At 65.5% G+C, this 16,468-nt stretch carries 16 protein-coding genes; 9 read left to right on the forward strand and 7 right to left on the reverse strand.

Features of this window, described 5'->3' with window-relative positions:
• Positions 1-155: 155 nt before the first annotated feature.
• Both cysK and ACFDR9_RS23075 read right to left on the reverse strand, forming a co-directional pair.
• Positions 156-1,085, reverse strand: coding sequence for a cysteine synthase A (gene cysK / locus ACFDR9_RS23070; RefSeq protein WP_409032485.1), 930 nt, complete (start codon positions 1,083-1,085; stop codon positions 156-158).
• A 102-nt stretch (positions 1,086-1,187) separates the two neighbouring features.
• Positions 1,188-1,655 carry an FKBP-type peptidyl-prolyl cis-trans isomerase gene (locus ACFDR9_RS23075; RefSeq protein WP_409032486.1) on the reverse strand — a complete coding sequence of 156 codons (468 nt, stop codon included), beginning with the start codon at positions 1,653-1,655 and terminating at the stop codon, positions 1,188-1,190.
• A gap of 89 nt (positions 1,656-1,744) precedes the next feature.
• Here ACFDR9_RS23075 and thpR point away from each other — a divergent pair, with 89 nt between their 5' ends.
• Positions 1,745-2,266: an RNA 2',3'-cyclic phosphodiesterase gene (gene thpR / locus ACFDR9_RS23080; protein ID WP_409032487.1), complete on the forward strand. Its 522-nt coding sequence runs from the start codon at positions 1,745-1,747 to the stop codon at positions 2,264-2,266.
• Between the two features lie 3 nt (positions 2,267-2,269).
• Here the strand turns inward: thpR and tcdA are convergent, their stop codons facing one another.
• Complete coding sequence (gene tcdA / locus ACFDR9_RS23085; RefSeq protein ID WP_409032488.1) at positions 2,270-3,127, reverse strand: tRNA cyclic N6-threonylcarbamoyladenosine(37) synthase TcdA; 858 nt, start codon at positions 3,125-3,127, stop codon at positions 2,270-2,272.
• 101 nt (positions 3,128-3,228) lie between these two features.
• On the opposite strand from tcdA, the gene pdxH reads away from it, so the two are divergent.
• Together pdxH and ACFDR9_RS23095 are read left to right on the forward strand one after the other, a co-directional pair.
• Complete coding sequence (gene pdxH, locus ACFDR9_RS23090; protein ID WP_409032489.1) at positions 3,229-4,434, forward strand: pyridoxamine 5'-phosphate oxidase; 1,206 nt, start codon at positions 3,229-3,231, stop codon at positions 4,432-4,434.
• An 83-nt stretch (positions 4,435-4,517) separates the two neighbouring features.
• A complete protein-coding gene (locus ACFDR9_RS23095; RefSeq protein WP_409032490.1) occupies positions 4,518-5,744 on the forward strand; it encodes a class I SAM-dependent methyltransferase in 1,227 nt (408 codons plus the stop codon).
• A 76-nt stretch (positions 5,745-5,820) separates the two neighbouring features.
• On the opposite strand, the gene msrA is transcribed toward ACFDR9_RS23095, so the two are convergent.
• Entirely contained in the window at positions 5,821-6,360 is a 540-nt protein-coding gene (msrA, locus tag ACFDR9_RS23100) for a peptide-methionine (S)-S-oxide reductase MsrA (RefSeq protein ID WP_026133070.1), read from the reverse strand.
• Positions 6,361-6,567: 207 nt separating this feature from the next.
• Here msrA and ACFDR9_RS23105 point away from each other — a divergent pair, with 207 nt between their 5' ends.
• A complete protein-coding gene (locus ACFDR9_RS23105; RefSeq protein ID WP_017877559.1) occupies positions 6,568-7,077 on the forward strand; it encodes a flavin reductase family protein in 510 nt (169 codons plus the stop codon).
• 62 nt (positions 7,078-7,139) lie between these two features.
• Complete coding sequence (locus ACFDR9_RS23110) at positions 7,140-8,336, forward strand: acyl-CoA dehydrogenase (protein WP_409032491.1); 1,197 nt, start codon at positions 7,140-7,142, stop codon at positions 8,334-8,336.
• An 82-nt stretch (positions 8,337-8,418) separates the two neighbouring features.
• Here the strand turns inward: ACFDR9_RS23110 and ACFDR9_RS23115 are convergent, their stop codons facing one another.
• The 3 genes from ACFDR9_RS23115 to ACFDR9_RS23125 form a co-directional block, all read right to left on the reverse strand.
• Entirely contained in the window at positions 8,419-9,099 is a 681-nt protein-coding gene (locus ACFDR9_RS23115; protein WP_017877561.1) for an OmpW family protein, read from the reverse strand.
• A 69-nt stretch (positions 9,100-9,168) separates the two neighbouring features.
• Positions 9,169-10,533 (reverse strand): esterase, encoded by a 1,365-nt coding sequence (locus ACFDR9_RS23120; protein WP_327076119.1) that lies wholly within the window; start codon positions 10,531-10,533, stop codon positions 9,169-9,171.
• A gap of 284 nt (positions 10,534-10,817) precedes the next feature.
• The gene (locus ACFDR9_RS23125; RefSeq protein WP_327076120.1) at positions 10,818-11,579 is read right to left on the reverse strand and encodes an ABC transporter substrate-binding protein; all 762 of its coding nucleotides are present in this window, start codon (positions 11,577-11,579) and stop codon (positions 10,818-10,820) included.
• Between the two features lie 159 nt (positions 11,580-11,738).
• Here ACFDR9_RS23125 and ACFDR9_RS23130 point away from each other — a divergent pair, with 159 nt between their 5' ends.
• From ACFDR9_RS23130 to ACFDR9_RS23145, 4 genes are all read left to right on the forward strand, one after another.
• Positions 11,739-12,182 carry a homocysteine S-methyltransferase family protein gene (locus ACFDR9_RS23130; RefSeq protein ID WP_409032492.1) on the forward strand — a complete coding sequence of 148 codons (444 nt, stop codon included), beginning with the start codon at positions 11,739-11,741 and terminating at the stop codon, positions 12,180-12,182.
• Entirely contained in the window at positions 12,179-12,700 is a 522-nt protein-coding gene (mmuM, locus tag ACFDR9_RS23135) for a homocysteine S-methyltransferase (protein WP_409032493.1), read from the forward strand. The genes ACFDR9_RS23130 and mmuM overlap by 4 nt, the downstream gene beginning before the upstream one ends.
• 103 nt (positions 12,701-12,803) lie before the next feature.
• Entirely contained in the window at positions 12,804-15,611 is a 2,808-nt protein-coding gene (locus ACFDR9_RS23140) for a valine--tRNA ligase (RefSeq protein WP_327076122.1), read from the forward strand.
• A 42-nt stretch (positions 15,612-15,653) separates the two neighbouring features.
• Entirely contained in the window at positions 15,654-16,106 is a 453-nt protein-coding gene (locus ACFDR9_RS23145) for a DUF2147 domain-containing protein (RefSeq protein WP_026133072.1), read from the forward strand.
• Positions 16,107-16,468: the final 362 nt, after the last annotated feature.

Here is a 16,468-nt window from a genome sequence, read left to right on the forward strand (position 1 = left end):
GCATGATTTTCTCCTAAGTTGATTCTTCGAACCTTCACTTTAGGATTAATTTGCGTCTTTTGCCGACCCGCCTTCATTCATAGTATCTACGAAAATCCTTAACTAGCGGTATTACGATTCGCCCCCGGCGGCACGTCGTGTTGCTAGACGCCGGCTTACTCCAGGCCGGCGAACAGCGGCGTGCTGAGGTAGCGCTCGCCGAACGAGGGGATGATGGTGACGATGACCTTGCCGGCGTTCTCCGGCCGCCCCGCCAGTTGCAGCGCGGCCCACAGCGCGGCGCCCGAGGAAATGCCGATCAGCAGGCCCTCCTCCTTGGCGGCGCGGCGCGCGGTGGTGAAGGCGTCGTCGTTCTTGACGCAGATGATCTCGTCGTAGATGGCGGTGTTGAGCACGGCCGGCACGAAGCCGGCGCCGATGCCCTGGATCGGATGCGCGCCCTTGACGCCCTTCGACAGCATCGGCGACGCCTCCGGTTCAACGGCGACGCAACGAAAGCCCGGGCGGCGCTCCTTGAGCACCTCGCCGACGCCGGTGATGGTGCCGCCGGTGCCGACGCCGGCCACCAGAATGTCGACCTGGCCGTCGGTGTCGCGCCAGATCTCCTCGGCCGTGGTGGCGCGGTGGACGGCCGGGTTGGCCGGGTTGTTGAACTGTTGCGGCATCAGGTAGCGCGGGTCGGCGGCGACCATCTCCTCGGCCTTCTTGATGGCCCCCAGCATGCCCTCGCCGCCGGGCGTGAGCACCAGCTCGGCGCCGTAGGCGCGCAGCAGCATGCGCCGTTCGCGGCTCATGGTGTCGGGCATGACCAGGGCGCAGCGGTAGCCGCGCGCGGCGCACACCATCGCCAGCGCGATGCCGGTGTTGCCGCTGGTCGGTTCGAGGATAACGGTGTCGGGGCCGATCTGGCCGGCCGCCTCGGCCGCCGCGATCATCGACAGGCCGATGCGGTCTTTGACGCTATGGGCCGGATTGTAGAATTCAAGCTTGGCGAGGATGGTGGCCGAGGTACCGGCCGCCATCCGGTTGATACGAACGAGCGGCGTGTTGCCGATCAGTTCAGTGACGTCTTGGGCGATATGCATGGCTGGGGTCTCCGCTGCGAGGACTAGGGATGGGAATCTTTAGTCTACCGCGTTTTCCCCCGGTGTTGCCAAAAACGACAGCCAAACAGCGCCCGGACGGCTTTATTTCGCGTCGACCAGCTCGACGTCAAATATCAGCGCCGAATTCGGCGGGATGTCGGCGCCGGCGCCGCGCGCGCCGTAGGCCAGCTCGCTCGGAATAATGATGGTGCGCTTGCCGCCCACCTTCATGCCGGCCACGCCCTGGTCCCAACCCTTGATGACGCGGCCGGTGCCGAGCTTGAACGGCAGCGGGCCGCGGCCGACCGAGCTGTCGAACTGTTTGCCGTGCGACAGCTTGGCCATCGGACGGTACAACCAGCCGGTGTAGTTGACCTGCACGTCCATGCCGGCTTGCGCCTCCTTGCCGGTGCCGACCTTGGTGTCGGTGACGATCAGCTTGTCGGCCAGCGGGCCGGGCGTGTCCGCCGACATGGCGGCGGTGGCGGCGGCCGGAGCCGGGTCGGCGGCGTACGCCATCGAGGCGGCGACCGAGCAAATCAAAGCGAATAAAACGGAACAACGCGTCATGATGTATTCTTTCAAGGAGGTTCGGTGAATCTCTGCTTGCGTGCTTCCAAGCAAAGCGCGACATCATCATAGCAAACTGGCGGAGGCGCATGACGACGGCAACGCGACAGCACCGGCTTTTTTTCGCGCTGTGGCCCGACCCGGCCACCCGCGCGGCGCTGGCGCGGCTGCAGCAAGGCGTGGCCGGCAAGCCGTCGGCGCCGGCCAAGCTGCATTTGACGATGGCGTTCCTGGGGCAACGCCCGGACGCCGACCTGCCCCCGCTGTGCGCCATCCTGCAAGCGGTGGCGGCGCCGGCCATGACGCTGGAGCTGGACTGCTACGGCCATTTCAGCGGCCAGCGCATCGCCTGGGCCGGCATGGGCGCGCCGCCGGCGGCGCTGCTGGCGCTGCGCGCCGAGCTGATGCGGCTGTTGGCGCAGGCCGGTTTCGCGCCCGAGTTCGAGCACGACCGCTTCCGTCCGCACGTGACGCTGGCGCGCAAGGCGCCGGCCCCGGCGGCGCCGCCGCCGGCGTTCGCGCCGCTGCGCTGGCGCGCCGACGAGCTGGTGCTGGCGGCGTCGACGGGGCCGGACGGCTACCACGTCATCGGCGCGCGCCGGCTGGAGTAGCCGCTAGTCGCCGAGCGGCGCCGGCGCCGCCGCGGCGGCCGTCGCGCCGTCCGCCAGCTTGCGCAACAGGTGCGCGGCGGCCACCATGCCGAAGCTGGCCGTGACCACCATGCTCGAGCCGAAGCCGGCGCAGTTCAGGCCGGTGACGCCGTTGCGCTCGTCGCCGTCGACCGAGCAACTGGCCTCGTTGTCGGGAAATTGCAGCGGCTCCATGGAAAACACCGCGTCGACGTTGAACTTGTTCTTGATCCCGCGCGGAAAGCCGTGCTCGGTGCGCAGCATCTTGCGCACCTTTTTCAGCAAGGGTTCCTGCTCGGTCTTGGCCAGGTCGCGCACGTCGATGCGGGTCGGGTCGGTCTGGCCGCCGGCGCTGCCGATGGTGATCAGCGCCAGCGCGCGGTCGCGGCAGAAGGCGATCAACGCGGCCTTGGCCTTGGCGCTGTCGATGGCGTCGATCACGTAATCGTAGTGGCGCGCGCCGAGCATCTGCGCCAGGTTGTCCGGCGTGATGAAGTCCTCGATCTGGTTGACCCGGCAGAACGGGTTGATCAGCGCCACCCGCTCGGCCAGCGCGGCGATCTTGGCCTGGCCGATGGTGGCGCTGGTGGCCTGGATCTGGCGGTTGATGTTCGATTCGGCCACGTTGTCGAGGTCGATCAGCGTCAGTTCGCCGATGGCGCTGCGGGCCAAGGCCTCGACTATCCAGGAGCCGACGCCGCCGACGCCGATCACGCACACGTGGGCGCCGCGGAAACGCGCCAGCGCGGCGGCGCCGTACAGGCGGGCGATGCCGCCGAAGCGGCGCTCAAAATCGATCTCGGTCAAGGTTGCCGGAAAAATAGCATTAGTGATTGTGTTCATGGCGCCATTTTAACGGACGCGGCAGTCCATCTATTCTAAAATGTGCGCACAGACCAGACCAGCAAGACACGATTTTTTTGACAGTAGCCACGAAAGCACATATGACCGCCCCATTGTTCGACGCCATTCCCGGTTTTGACCAGCCGATCGCCGTGCTGAAACATTGCCACGACAAGATACGCAAGCAAATTGCAACCATGCAAAACCTGCTGAGCCATCTGGCCCAGTATGGCGCCAACTTTGACGCACAACAAGGCGCCAAGGCGGTGCTCCAGTACTTTAACAAGGCGGCCCACCTGCACCACGAGGACGAGGAAGAGGATTTGATGCCGATGTTGCAAGCGACCGCGGAGGGTGCCGACGCGGCGCTGCTGACGGCGCTGGTGCCGGAGATCCTGGCCGACCACCGCCAGATGGACGCCGCGTGGGGCAGCTTGAAGACGCAACTGGAACGCATCGCCGACGGCAGCGCGGCGACGCTGTCGGCGGCCGACGTGGCCGGCTTCGCCGCCGCCTACCAGGCCCACATGGCGAAGGAGGAAAGCCAGTTGGCGCCGATGGCCAAGCGCATTTTCAGCGCCGGGCAGATGGCGCAACTGGGCACGGCGATGCAGAAGCGGCGCGGCATCGGCGAGCCGGCGCCGGCCGCCGCCGGCAACGCCCATCCCGGCAGCTTGCTGGCCGGGCTGCGCAAGGACTACAGCCAGTCCAGCCTGATGGAAACGGACGTGCTGGCCGAGCCGATGGCGCAGTTCGGCAAGTGGTTTGACGAGGCCCTGAAGGCCCAGGTGAACGAGCCCAACGCGATGACGCTGGCCACCGCCAGCGTCGACGGCAAGCCCAGTTCGCGCATCGTCCTGGTCAAGCAGTTCGACCAGCGCGGCTTCAGCTTCTTCACCAACTACGACAGCGACAAGGGCCGCCAGCTGGCCGACAACCCGCACGCGGCGCTGCAGTTTTTCTGGCCCGAGCTGGAGCGCCAGGTGCGCATCGAGGGCCGGGTCGAGAAAACCTCGGCGGCGGAAAGCGACGAATATTTCGGCGTGCGTCCGCTGCAGAGCCGCCTGGCGGCAATTGCGTCCAAGCAAAGCGCGCCCATCGCCAGCCGCGCCGAGCTGGAAGCGAATTTCGCCTGCGTCGCCGCCAGTTCCGGCGACCAGCCGGCGCGCCCGGCGCACTGGGGCGGCTACCGCCTGGTGCCCGAGCGCATCGAATTTTGGCAGGGCCGCCGTTCGCGCTTCCACGACCGTATCGTGTTTACGCGGCGAGCCGACGGCACTTGGCGGATCGAGCGCCTGCAACCCTAGTTGGCGGCGGCGGGCACGCTGGATCCCATCTGAACCGGCGGCGCCGCGCGGCAACGCGGCGGGCGCCGCCTTGGGAGGCAAACGTGTTCGCACAAAACCGACTCAGCGCCTGGGTCGCCGGCGTCCGCAAGCAGGTCGCGCTGCCGCTGCGCATTGAATTGTGGAACGGCCAACAGGTCGATTTTTCCGCCGACGCGCCGCGCGTGACGATACGCCTGCCGCGCGCCTCGGCGGCGCGCTACCTGCTCACGCCGTCGCTGTCGAACCTGGGCGGCGCCTACGTCGAGGGCGCCATCGAAGTGCGCGGCGCCGCCAGCGACATGATCGCCATCGTCAACGCGCTGGCCCGCGCCAGCCTGAAGAGCGAAGGCGCGTTCGCCCGCCTGGCGCGCGGCGTGGCGCACGACAAGCGCAGCGACGCCGCCGCGATCCGCTACCACTACGACGTCTCCAACGAGTTCTACGCCCAGTTCCTCGACCCGAACCTGGTGTATTCCTGCGCCTATTTCGAGCGCGGCGACGAAACCCTGGAAGCGGCGCAGCTGCGCAAGATCGACCACATCCTCGCCAAGATCCGGCTGCGCCCGGGCCAGAGCCTGCTCGACATCGGCTGCGGCTGGGGCGCGCTGGTGCTGCGCGCGGCGCAGCGCCACGGCGCCCGCTGCGTCGGCGTGACGCTGTCGGAAAACCAGTACGCGCTGGCGCGCGAGCGCGTCGCCCGGGCCGGCCTGGACCACCTGGTCGACATCCGCCTGCAAGACTACCGCGACGTGCGCGGCCAGTTCGACCGCATCACCAGCGTCGGCATGTTCGAGCACGTCGGCCTGCGCCACCTGCCCGACTATTTCGGCGCGGTCCACGCGCTGCTGGCGCCGGACGGCTTGGCGATGAACCACGGCATCACCACGACCGACCCGGACAACGGCGGCGCGCCGTACGGCGGCGGCGAATTCATCGGCCGTTACGTGTTTCCGCAGGGCGAGCTGGCGCACATCGGACAAGTCTTGAAGGCGATGCAGCAGGGACAGCTGGAAGCGTTCGACGTCGAAAACCTGCGGCGCCACTACGCCAGGACGTGCGCGATCTGGACCGAGAATTTCGAGGCCAACGCCGCCGAGATCCGCCGACTGGCCGGCGACAAGCGCTTCCGCATCTGGCACGTCTACCTGGCCGGTTGCAGCTACGCCTTCGAGCACGACCTGATCAGCCTGTACCAAATCGTCTGCGGCAAGGCGGGCCGGCCGGCGGCGGCGCTGCCGTGGTCGCGCAAGTACATGTACCAGGCGCAGGGGCGCGCGGCGGCGCCGTGACAGGCGACAACTAGCTTGACCGCCGCCGGCCCTTCGCCCGTGGTTTCAACGAGGCGGGCGGCGCGCGAACGCCAGCCTACTTCAAGCGGTTGGAAAAGGTTTTCCTGAACTTGCTGACCTTGGGTTCGACGACGAAGGCGCAATAGCCTTGCAGCGGATGCTGGCGGAAATAATCCTGGTGGTAATCCTCGGCCTTGTAATAGGTCTGCGGCGGCTGCAGCTGGGTGACGATGGGCGCGTCCCAGACGTTGGCCATCTCGGCGATGACCTGGCGCGCCACCGCCTCCTGCTCCGGCGACTGGAAGTAAATTACCGAACGGTACTGCGTGCCGACGTCGTTGCCCTGGCGGTTCAGCGTGGTCGGGTCGTGGATCGTGAAAAACACTTCCAGCAAGTCGCGATAGCTGATCAGGGTCGGATCGAATTCGACGCGCACCACTTCGGCGTGGCCGGTGGTGCCGGCGCACACCTGCTCGTAGGTCGGATCGGTCTGCTGGCCCCCGGTATAGCCGGACTCGACATGGGTAACGCCGCGCATTTCAAGATAGACCGCTTCAAGGCACCAAAAACACCCGCCTCCGAGTACGGCAACTTCATTCTTCCCATCCGTTGTCATAGCGCGCTCCAAAAAAGTGATGACTACCTGTGTCGATTACTGTAACGCAAACCGTGCTCGGATGCACTGCCTATCGTTACGCCATTGCGACGGCGCAGCAAGTGGCCGCGCGCGGACGCCGCGCCGGGCGGATGTGGCATGATCGTGCGTGATCGCGCCCGCCGCCGCAATCTTTGGCATAATGGCAAAAAAGATACAGGCCCCCTCATGAACACTCGCTCCCCCCGCGCACCGGCACCCGAATTCGACACCGCGCACTTCCGCCAGGCCCTGTCGCAGTTCGCCACCGGCGTGACGGTCATCACGACGCGCCTGGCCGACGGCAGCTTCCGTGGCCTGACCGCCAGTTCCTTCAACTCGGTGTCGCTGACGCCGCCGCTGGTGCTGTGGAGCCTGGGCGCCGGCGCCAACAGCATGCCCGTGTTCAGCGGCAACTCGCATTATGTGATCAACGTGCTGGGCGCCGACCAGGCCCACCTGGCCAAGCTGTTCTCGCGCCGCAGCGACAACCCCTTCGACGGCGTCGACTACGAATTGTCGCGCACCGGCCAGCCTATCCTGAAGGGCGTCTCGGCCTGGTTCGAATGCCACAACCGCAGCCGCTACCCCGAAGGCGACCACGTGATTTTCGTCGGCGAAGTCGAACAATGCGCGACGACACCCCAAGCTTCACTGATTTTTCATAACGGACAATTCGACAGCACACAAACGCGCTAGAATTGACGCATCGGCAAAGCAGTCTATACAAGACCAACAGCCTAACGAGACCAGGACAAACCATGACCCAAGCAGACTCCAGCCGTAAAGCGCAATTCCACTGGGACGATCCCCTGTTGCTGTCAAACCAACTGAGCGATGACGAGCGCATGGTGCGCGACGCCGCCGCCGCGTATTGCCAGGACAAGCTGGCTCCGCGCATCGTCGAGGCGTTCCGCCACGAAAAGATGGACACGACGATCTTCCGTGAAATGGGCGAGCTGGGCCTGCTGGGCGTGACCATTCCAAGCGAATACGGCGGCTCCGGCCTGAACTACGTCAGCTACGGCCTGATCGCCCGCGAAGTCGAACGCGTCGACTCCGGCTACCGCTCGATGATGAGCGTGCAGTCGTCGCTGGTGATGGTGCCGATCTACGAGTTCGGCACCGAGCAGCAGCGCCAGAAATACCTGCCGAAGCTGGCGAGCGGCGAATGGATAGGCTGCTTCGGCCTGACCGAGCCGAACCACGGCTCCGACCCCGGTTCGATGATCACCCGCGCCAAAAAAGTACCGGGCGGCTATGCCTTGTCGGGCGCCAAGATGTGGATCACCAACTCGCCGGTGGCCGACGTGTTCGTGGTCTGGGCTAAGGACGACGAGGGCGCGATCCGCGGCTTCGTGCTGGACAAGGGCATGGCCGGGCTGAGCGCGCCGGCGATCCACGGCAAGTTCGGCCTGCGCGCCTCGGTCACCGGCGAAATCGTCATGGACAATGTGTTCTGCCCGGAAGAGAACGCGTTCCCCGACGTGCGCGGCCTGAAGGGGCCGTTCACCTGCCTGAACTCGGCGCGCTACGGCATCGCCTGGGGCGCGCTGGGCGCGGCCGAGGATTGCTGGCACCGCGCCCGCGAGTACGTGCTCGACCGCCAGCAGTTCGGCCGGCCGCTGGCCGCCAACCAGCTGGTGCAAAAGAAGCTGGCCGACATGCAGACCGAAATCACGCTGGGCCTGCAAGGCTGTTTGCAACTGGGACGCATGAAGGACGCCGGCACCGCCGCCGTGGAAATCACCTCCATGATGAAGCGCAACTCCTGCGGCAAATCGCTGGATATCGCGCGGGTCGCTCGCGACATGCTGGGCGGTAACGGCATATCCGACGAATACGGCGTCATCCGCCACATGGTCAACCTGGAAGTGGTCAACACCTACGAAGGCACGCACGACGTGCACGCGCTGATCCTGGGCCGCGCCCAGACCGGCATCCAGGCGTTCTCGTAACAACACGGCGGCGCGGCAACCGGGTCGGACCTGGAGGTCCGCCCCCGGCTCTTTGCCGCTGATTTTTTTTCCGCGTACCGGTTTAGAACTTGTAGCCGATTCCGAAGCTCACCGCCAGTGGATCGAGCGTGATGTCCTGCGTCTGTCCGGTCGAGAATCTGACGGTGGTTTTCAGGAAGGTCTTGGTCACGGCGAGGTCGGCGTACCAGCGCTCGTTGATCGCCATCGCCAGGCCGGCCTGCAGCGTCGCCGCCAGCTTGTTGTCGAGCTTGAAAGTGGTGGACTGGCCGCCGACATTGGTGATCGCCGTCATCTGCGCCGAGCCGCGCGCCTTCTGGAAGTAGGCGTAGGTGGCGCCCAGGCCGACGTAGGGACGGAACTTGGCGGCCGGCGTGAAGAAGCGGTACTGGGCGAGCAGCGTCGGCGGCAAGGCTTCCACCGTGCCCAGCTTGCCGGTGCCGTCGATTGCGCCGGCGCCGCTGATGGTGTGCTGGTACGGCACGCCCAGGTGAAGTTCGGCCGAAATGTTGTCCGTCACGCCGTAGCCGACGATGAGCACCGGCTTGGTGTCGCTGCCAACGGCCGCCTTGGTGCCCGGCAGGGCCGGCGCGGACACGTCGCCGCTGTCGACTTTCGGCGTGATCTTGTTGACGCCGACCTTGAGCGTCCACTGGCCGGCGCTTTGCGCCGACGCCGCCGACGCGGCCGCCAGCGCCGCCGCCAGGACCAGCAACCGCGCGCCGCTATTGAGTTTGAATGTCATGTTCTCTCCTATTCTTTACATTGTTGTGTCGGCGGCCCGCCGCGGGGACGGCGCCGCCGCTTGCCTGCCTTACAGCCAGCCGCGCACGATCATTTCCTTGGCCACGAATTTGGCAATGAGCGAATACTCGTACGGCGTCGCGTGGCGGTCGTCGGAGAACATATAGTGGCTGACGTCGCCGGCGATCACGTTCCGGCCGGTGCAGCCCAGCGCGGAGCCTTCCAGCACGTTGGCGCCGCAGGCGGGCGTGCTGGTGTTGCTCAGGCCATACGGGCCGGGGTTGGTGATCTGGTCGTGGCTGATCGCATACAGGTCCACGTACAAGGCCTTGGCCTGGCCGTTCAGGCCGGCCAGCAGCTTGGCGTTGTAGGCGTCGACCATCGTCACCAGCAGCGCGTGGATCTGGGCGTTCTGCGACTTGCCGACCGGCGTGTTGGCAAAGTCCGGCAAGTTGTTGACGACGACATAGTTGGCGCCCTTGCCGATGATCTCGGTTTTCACCAGGTCGGCCGTCTCGACGCCGGCCTGGGCCATGGCGGCGACGGCGCCCGGGGCGCTGGCGGTGGCGTAATCCAGACCGGCCTGCTGGCCGGCCGCTTCGCCGGCGGTTTTCGCCTGCAGCGCGCGGGCGCCGACATAGGCCGGGTCGGCCGCACTGGCGTTGCCTTGCATAAAGGCGGCGGTCGCCGCAGCCTGGACGATGGTGTTGTCGGTGGCGCCCGGTTTGGCCGCCTCGGTCTGGATCGCCAGGCCGATCAGCGGGCCGGCGGCGGCGGGATTGGTGGCGCCGGCGGCCAGCAGGCCGGCCAGGGTGGTGGCGAAGGTGGTCTTGCCGGCGGCGACGCCGGCCGCCGTCGCACCGCTCTTCAGCACGCCCAGCAAGGCCGCGATGTCGTTGCCGCCGACGGTCACGAAGACCACCTCGTCACCCTTGAACTTGCCGCCCACGGCGGCCAGGTGGTTGCGGATCTGCTTGGCCACCGGCAGCGTCAGCGCGCCCAGCGGCGAGCCGGTCGCCGCATTGTTCGGTCCGATGTCGGCGGTCACGCGCGCGCCGCCTTGGGCGTAGCCGTAGCAGCCGGCATGGTTCACCACCGGTACGGCAAAGCCCAGGCTGGCGTCGCCGTTCAAGCCGGTTTGCGCGGGACAAGGGGCGGGCAAGCCAAATTGCGCGGCCATCAGCTCGGTCCAGTTTTTCCCGTTCAGTTCCTTGTTGATGGCGGTGTTGTCGCCGTTGATGGTGAATTTGCCGCCGCCGAGCGCCAATACCGCACCGACCCGATAGGTGCCGACGTCGGACAGGCTGTCGCCAAAGACCACCTGGGCGCTGTATTTGACTTTGTTGTTTTGGTCGCCGCCGCTGCTGCCGTTGCCGCCGCAAGCGGCCAGCGCCGCCGCGCTTAGCAGGGCCAGCGCTAATTTTTTATGCTGCATGTTGTCTCCTGATGTGATTTTTTTTGACGTATAAACGAACACTCGTGCTATTCATTTCCTGCCTAATATGACATCGTTTTTTCTGCTTGCATAGGGGAACTCTTATCAAATCATAAGATTGCACTGGAAGCAATCGGGATTCGATTTCCTTGTGCGCAGACACAACAATACGGGGGGCCGCCCAGGTATTTGGCGGCGCTCTGCACCACCACGCCGGCGCCGAGCGCGTGCGCACGCCGGTTCAGCGCCGGCCCGGGGCTGGCGTCACGGCGCCGGCGCGCGCCTCACTTGCAGCGGATATCTTCCTGGAAGTATTTTTCCGACAGCGCCTGGAAGGTGCCGTCCGCCACCACCTCCCGCTGCGCCTTGTCGATCGCGCCGGCCAGTTGGGTATTGCCCTTTTGCACGGCAATGGCGATCTTTTCGATGAACAGGTAGGCGCCCATGCGCATGCCGCCGTCCGGCTGTTTCGCCAGCGCGGCCTTGACGGCGAAGCGGTCGCCGACCCAGGCGTCGGCGCGGTTGTTGAGCAGCGCGGCGCGGGCGTCGGTGTCCTGCGGGAAGTTCTTCACTTTCACGCCGGGCAATTTGTTGAGTTGCTCCATATAGGTGGAACCGGTCTGCACCGCCACCACCTTGCCGTTCAGCGCAGCGACGGTGAGGATGGCCGGGTTCTTGGAGGCGATCACGCCGCCGCTGCAATAGTACGGGGTGGCGAACGAGACGGCCTTGGCGCGCTCCTCGGTGATGCCGACCGAATCGATGACGGCGTCCCAGCGGTCTTGGCGCAAGCCGCTCAGCAGGGCGTCAAAGCCCAGCGTTTTCCATTCGATTTTCAAGCCGGCCTTTTTCATGATGGCCTCGCCCAGTTCGATTTCGAAACCGCTCAGCTTGGAACCCTCGAAATAGTTGAACGGGGGATAAGCGCCTTCGGTCGCGATAATGATCTTGCCGTCTTTGCGGATCTGTTCCAGCGTACGCGCCTGGGCCGTCGCGCACACCGTCAAGGCCGCGGCGGCCGCTATCAGACATTGGATCGTTTTCATCTTTTTTCCCTCTGGTTTGATGCAAATCTTGTAGACTATTGGTCTATACAGCATTGACCACAACTGGTAAGCAGGCAGAATTTTAGCCGACATTGCGGGACCGACCCATCCATCACGCGCCGACGCCGCCGCCGGCGCCTGGCAAATTAAGGAATAGCCGTGCCATCCACCCCCGTGTCCGATCCGATCGCCGCCATCCTCGCGGCGCGGCCTTTGATGATCCTCGACGGCGCGCTGGCGACCGAACTGGAGCGCCGCGGCGCCAACCTGAACGACCCGCTGTGGTCGGCCAAGGTGCTGGTCGAGCAACCCGAACTGATACGCCAGGTGCATTACGACTACTTCGCCGCCGGCGCCGACGTCGCCACCACGGCCAGCTACCAGGCCACCTTCGAAGCGTTCGCCCGGCGCGGCATCGGCGCCGACGAGGCGGCGGACCTGATGCGCGCCTCGGTGCAACTGGCTTGCCAGGCGCGCGACGCGTTCTGGGCCGACCAGGCCAACCGCGCCGGCCGCCCGCGCCCGCTGGTGGCGGCCTCGGTCGGCCCCTACGGCGCCATGCTGGCCGACGGCTCCGAGTACAAGGGCCGCGCTACGGCTTGAACGTCGAGCAATTGATGGACTTCCACCGTCCGCGCCTGCGCGTGCTGGCCAACGCCGGCGCCGATCTGCTGGCCTGCGAAACCATCCCCTGCCTGGCCGAAGCGCTGGCGCTGGCCCGCCTGCTGGCGGAACTGCCGGGCGTCAGCGCCTGGATCAGCTTCTCGTGCCGGGACGGCGCGCACAACAGCGAAGGCGAGCCGCTGGCCGATTGCGTCGCGCAACTGGACGGCTACGCCCAGGTGGCGGCGCTGGGCGTCAACTGCAGCGCGCCGGAACACATGTCGGCGCTGATCGGCCAGATGCGCGCGCGCACGTCGAAACCGTTGCTGGTGTATCCAAATTCAGGCGAGCAATACGACGGCGCCGACAAGCAATGGCACGGTTGCGCCCACAGCCAGCCCTTCGCCGAGCAGGCGCGCGACTGGCACAGGCAGGGCGCGCGCCTGATCGGCGGCTGCTGCCGCACCAATCCCGACGACATCCGCGCGCTGGCCGGCTGGGCCGGCGCCGCCGCCTAGCCGCCGGGGCCGGCCCGGGCGAAGAAAATACGCGGCGGCCCCGGGCGCGGGCGCCGCCGGGTCATCTATAATGGGTGTTTTCGCACAAATTACACGCCAAATCATGGAATTAGCCAAGTCTTTCGAGCCCGCCGACATTGAACAATTCTGGCGCAACGAGTGGGAGCGGCGCGGATACTTCGCCGCCACACTCGACGCCGGCAAGCCGTCCTTCAGCACGCTGCTGCCGCCGCCGAACGTGACGGGCACGCTGCACATGGGCCACGCCTTCAACCAGACCATCATGGACGGCTTGACGCGCTACTACCGCATGCGCGGCCACAACACCGCCTGGGTCCCGGGCACCGACCACGCCGGCATCGCCACGCAGATCGTCGTCGAGCGCCAGCTGGACGCGCAAAAGATTTCGCGCCACGACCTGGGCCGCGAAAAATTCATTGAAAAAGTGTGGGAGTGGAAGGAAAAATCCGGCTCCACCATTACCGGCCAGATGCGCCGCATGGGCACCTCGCCCGACTGGCAGCGCGAATACTTCACGATGGACGCGCCGCGCTCGAAGGTGGTCGCCGACGTCTTCGTGCGCCTGTACGAGCAGGGCCTGATCTACCGCGGCAAGCGCCTGGTCAACTGGGACCCGGTGCTGGGCACGGCCGTGTCGGACCTGGAAGTGGTGTCGGAAGAGGAAGACGGCACGATGTGGTACATCCGCTACCCGCTGGCCGACGGCAGCGGCCACCTGACGGTTGCCACCACCCGCCCCGAGACCATGCTTGGCGACGTCGCCGTGGCGGTCGACCCGAGCGACGAGCGCTACCTGCCGCTGGTGGGCAAGATGCTGAAGCTGCCGCTGACCGAGCGCGAGATCCCGATCATCGCCGACGAGTACGTCGACAAGGAATTCGGCACCGGCTGCGTGAAGATCACGCCGGCGCACGACCTCAACGACTACGCCGTCGGCCAGCGCCACAACCTGGACAAAATCGTCATCCTGACCTTGAAGGCGACCATCACCGACGACGCGCCCGAGGCCTACCGCGGCCTGGACCGCTTTGTCGCGCGCAAGAAGATCGTCGCCGACCTCGACGCGCTGGGCCTGCTGGAAGCGGTCAAGCCGCACAAGCTGATGGTGCCGCGCGGCGACCGCACCGGCGTCATCATCGAACCGATGCTGACCGACCAGTGGTTCGTGGCGATGAGCAAGCCGGCGCCCGAGGGCACCTTCTTCCCGGGCAAGTCGATCGCCGAGACGGCGCTCGACATGGTGGCCAGCGGCGAGGTCAAGTTCGTCCCCGAAAACTGGAGCACCACCTACAACCAGTGGCTCAACAACATCCAGGACTGGTGCATCTCGCGCCAACTGTGGTGGGGCCACCAGATCCCGGCCTGGTACGACGACGCCGGCAACATCTTCGTCGCCCAGACCGAAGCCGAGGCGCAGGCCAAGGCCGCCGCCGCCGGCAGCAGCGGCGCGCTGCGCCGCGACAACGACGTGCTCGACACTTGGTTCTCGTCGGCGCTGGTGCCGTTCTCGACCATGGGCTGGCCGGAGGAAACGCCGGACATCAAGGCCTTCCTGCCGTCGTCGGTGCTGGTGACGGGCTTCGACATCATCTTCTTCTGGGTCGCCCGGATGGTCATGATGACCGCCCACTTCACCGGCAAGGCGCCGTTCCACACCGTCTACGTGCACGGCCTGGTGCGCGACTCCAGCGGCCAGAAGATGTCCAAGTCGAAGGGCAACACGCTCGACCCGATCGACCTGATCGACGGCATCGACGTCGAGGGCCTGGTTGTCAAACGCACCACCGGCCTGATGAACCCGCGCGACGCCGACAAGATCGCCAAGGCGACGCGCAAGGAATTCCCGTCCGGCATCGCCGCCTACGGCAGCGACGCGGTGCGCTTCACCATGGCCAGCTACGCCTCGCTGGGGCGCAACATCAACTTCGACCTGGGCCGCTGCGAAGGCTACCGCAACTTCTGCAACAAGATGTGGAACGCCACCCGCTTCGTGCTGATGAACACCGAGGACAAGGATTGCTCGGCCAGCGCGGCGGACCTGTCGCAGGCCGACAAGTGGATCATCTCGCTGCTGCAACGCGCCGAACTGGACATCGCCAAGGGTTTCGACGACTACCGCTTCGACAACATCGCCGCGTCGATCTACAAATTCGTCTGGGACGAGTATTGCGACTGGTACCTGGAAGTAGCCAAGGTGCAGATCCAGCACGGCAACGAAGGCCAGCAGCGCGCCACCCGCCACACCCTGCTGCACGTGCTGGAAACCGTGCTGCGCCTGGCCCACCCGATCATTCCCTTCGTCACCGAGGCGCTGTGGCAAAGCGTCGCGCCGCTGGCCGGCGTCGACATGGCGGCGCACGGCGGCTCGGTCATGATGCAGTCCTACCCGATCGCCGATCCGGCCAAGATCGACGCCGACGCCGAGGCCTGGATGCAGCAGTTGAAGGCGTTGACCGACGCCACCCGCAACCTGCGCGGCGAAATGCAGATCTCGCCGTCGATACGCGTGCCGCTGGTCGTCGAGGCCGGCAACGCCGCCGACAAGGCCGCGCTGCACAGCTTCGCGCCGTATGTGCAGATGCTCGGCAAGCTGTCGGAGGTGAACATCGTCGACGCGCTGCCGGAGTCGCCTGCGGCGGTGTCGGTGGTTGGCACCACCAAGCTGATGCTGAAGGTGGAGATCGACGTCAAGGCCGAACGCGAACGTTTATCCAAGGAAATTACACGCATCGAGGCAGAAATTGCCAAGGTTAACGGCAAACTCGGCAATGAAAGCTTCGTTGCGCGGGCGCCGGCGGCAGTGGTGGCGCAGGAAACCGAGCGTTTGCTCAGTTTTTCTGCAACGATCGAAAAAATGCGCGAACAGTTTGCTAAACTACCCATCGAATAAAAAAGAAATATCCCTATCAATCACGATATTGGAGACGACACGATGCGTATTTTAGTAAAAGCGGGCTTGCTCGCGGCGGCCATGGCGCTGTCATCGGCCGCCGCCTGGGCCGACGACAGCTCCCCGGTTGGCCTGTGGAAAAGCGTGGACGACGCCAGCGGCAAGCCGAAGGCGCTGATCCGCGTCACCGAAAGCAACGGCGTGCTGCAAGGAAAAATCGAAAAGCTGTTCCGTACGCCGGACCAGGACCAGGCGCCGAAATGCGACAAATGCCAGGGTGCCAACAAGGACCAGCCGATGATCGGCATGACGATGCTGTCGGGCCTGAAAAAAAGCGGCGAGGAATACGTTGACGGCGAAATCACCGATCCGGCCGACGGCAAGGTGTATCGCAGCAAAGCGTGGCTGACCGAAAACGGCAAGAAACTGCAAGTGCGCGGCTACGTCGGCCTGCCGATGTTCGGCCGTTCGCAAACCTGGTTGCGCCAGGAATAAGCCAGCGACACCACGCGGATCGGGGCCAGGTCTTGCGCGTCACCATTCTTCACGGAATGATGGCATGCAAGACCTGGCCCCGATTTTTTTGTCCGCGGATTATTTTTTGCGAGCGCCACCGCTCTCATTGAAGCCAACAGCGGTGAATTGGGGTGAGACCCCCGGGGTCTGACGCCAGGGTTGCGCCTCTGGTTTAAACGACTTCAGTGTCGTAGTTGGCCGAGGCAAAACGCGCTGCTCCAGGCCAACATTGTCGGGTTACGCCGCGCTAACCCGACCTTCTATGATGAATTCCAAGTCAACTGGTTTTTCGCAAATTTATCCTATCCCTTGTTTCGGTATCGGCGGGGTCAAGGGCGGGC

This window comes from Janthinobacterium sp. CG_23.3 (genome assembly GCF_046115965.1).
GTDB lineage: Bacteria > Pseudomonadota > Gammaproteobacteria > Burkholderiales > Burkholderiaceae_D > Janthinobacterium.

Bases quoted from the DNA above. Each gene is read 5' to 3' on its own strand.
- ACFDR9_RS23105 (WP_017877559.1), top strand. From the start codon at position 6,568: ATGAACACTCGCTCCCCCCGCGCACCGGCACCCGAATTCGACACCGCG.
- msrA (WP_026133070.1), bottom strand. From the start codon at position 6,360: ATGACAACGGATGGGAAGAATGAAGTTGCCGTACTCGGAGGCGGGTGT.
- ACFDR9_RS23075 (WP_409032486.1), bottom strand. From the start codon at position 1,655: ATGACGCGTTGTTCCGTTTTATTCGCTTTGATTTGCTCGGTCGCCGCC.
- ACFDR9_RS23140 (WP_327076122.1), top strand. From the start codon at position 12,804: ATGGAATTAGCCAAGTCTTTCGAGCCCGCCGACATTGAACAATTCTGG.
- tcdA (WP_409032488.1), bottom strand. From the start codon at position 3,127: ATGAACACAATCACTAATGCTATTTTTCCGGCAACCTTGACCGAGATC.
- ACFDR9_RS23110 (WP_409032491.1), top strand. From the start codon at position 7,140: ATGACCCAAGCAGACTCCAGCCGTAAAGCGCAATTCCACTGGGACGAT.
- thpR (WP_409032487.1), top strand. From the start codon at position 1,745: ATGACGACGGCAACGCGACAGCACCGGCTTTTTTTCGCGCTGTGGCCC.
- ACFDR9_RS23145 (WP_026133072.1), top strand. From the start codon at position 15,654: ATGCGTATTTTAGTAAAAGCGGGCTTGCTCGCGGCGGCCATGGCGCTG.
- ACFDR9_RS23125 (WP_327076120.1), bottom strand. From the start codon at position 11,579: ATGAAAACGATCCAATGTCTGATAGCGGCCGCCGCGGCCTTGACGGTG.
- ACFDR9_RS23115 (WP_017877561.1), bottom strand. From the start codon at position 9,099: ATGACATTCAAACTCAATAGCGGCGCGCGGTTGCTGGTCCTGGCGGCG.
- pdxH (WP_409032489.1), top strand. From the start codon at position 3,229: ATGACCGCCCCATTGTTCGACGCCATTCCCGGTTTTGACCAGCCGATC.
- ACFDR9_RS23120 (WP_327076119.1), bottom strand. From the start codon at position 10,533: ATGCAGCATAAAAAATTAGCGCTGGCCCTGCTAAGCGCGGCGGCGCTG.
- cysK (WP_409032485.1), bottom strand. From the start codon at position 1,085: ATGCATATCGCCCAAGACGTCACTGAACTGATCGGCAACACGCCGCTC.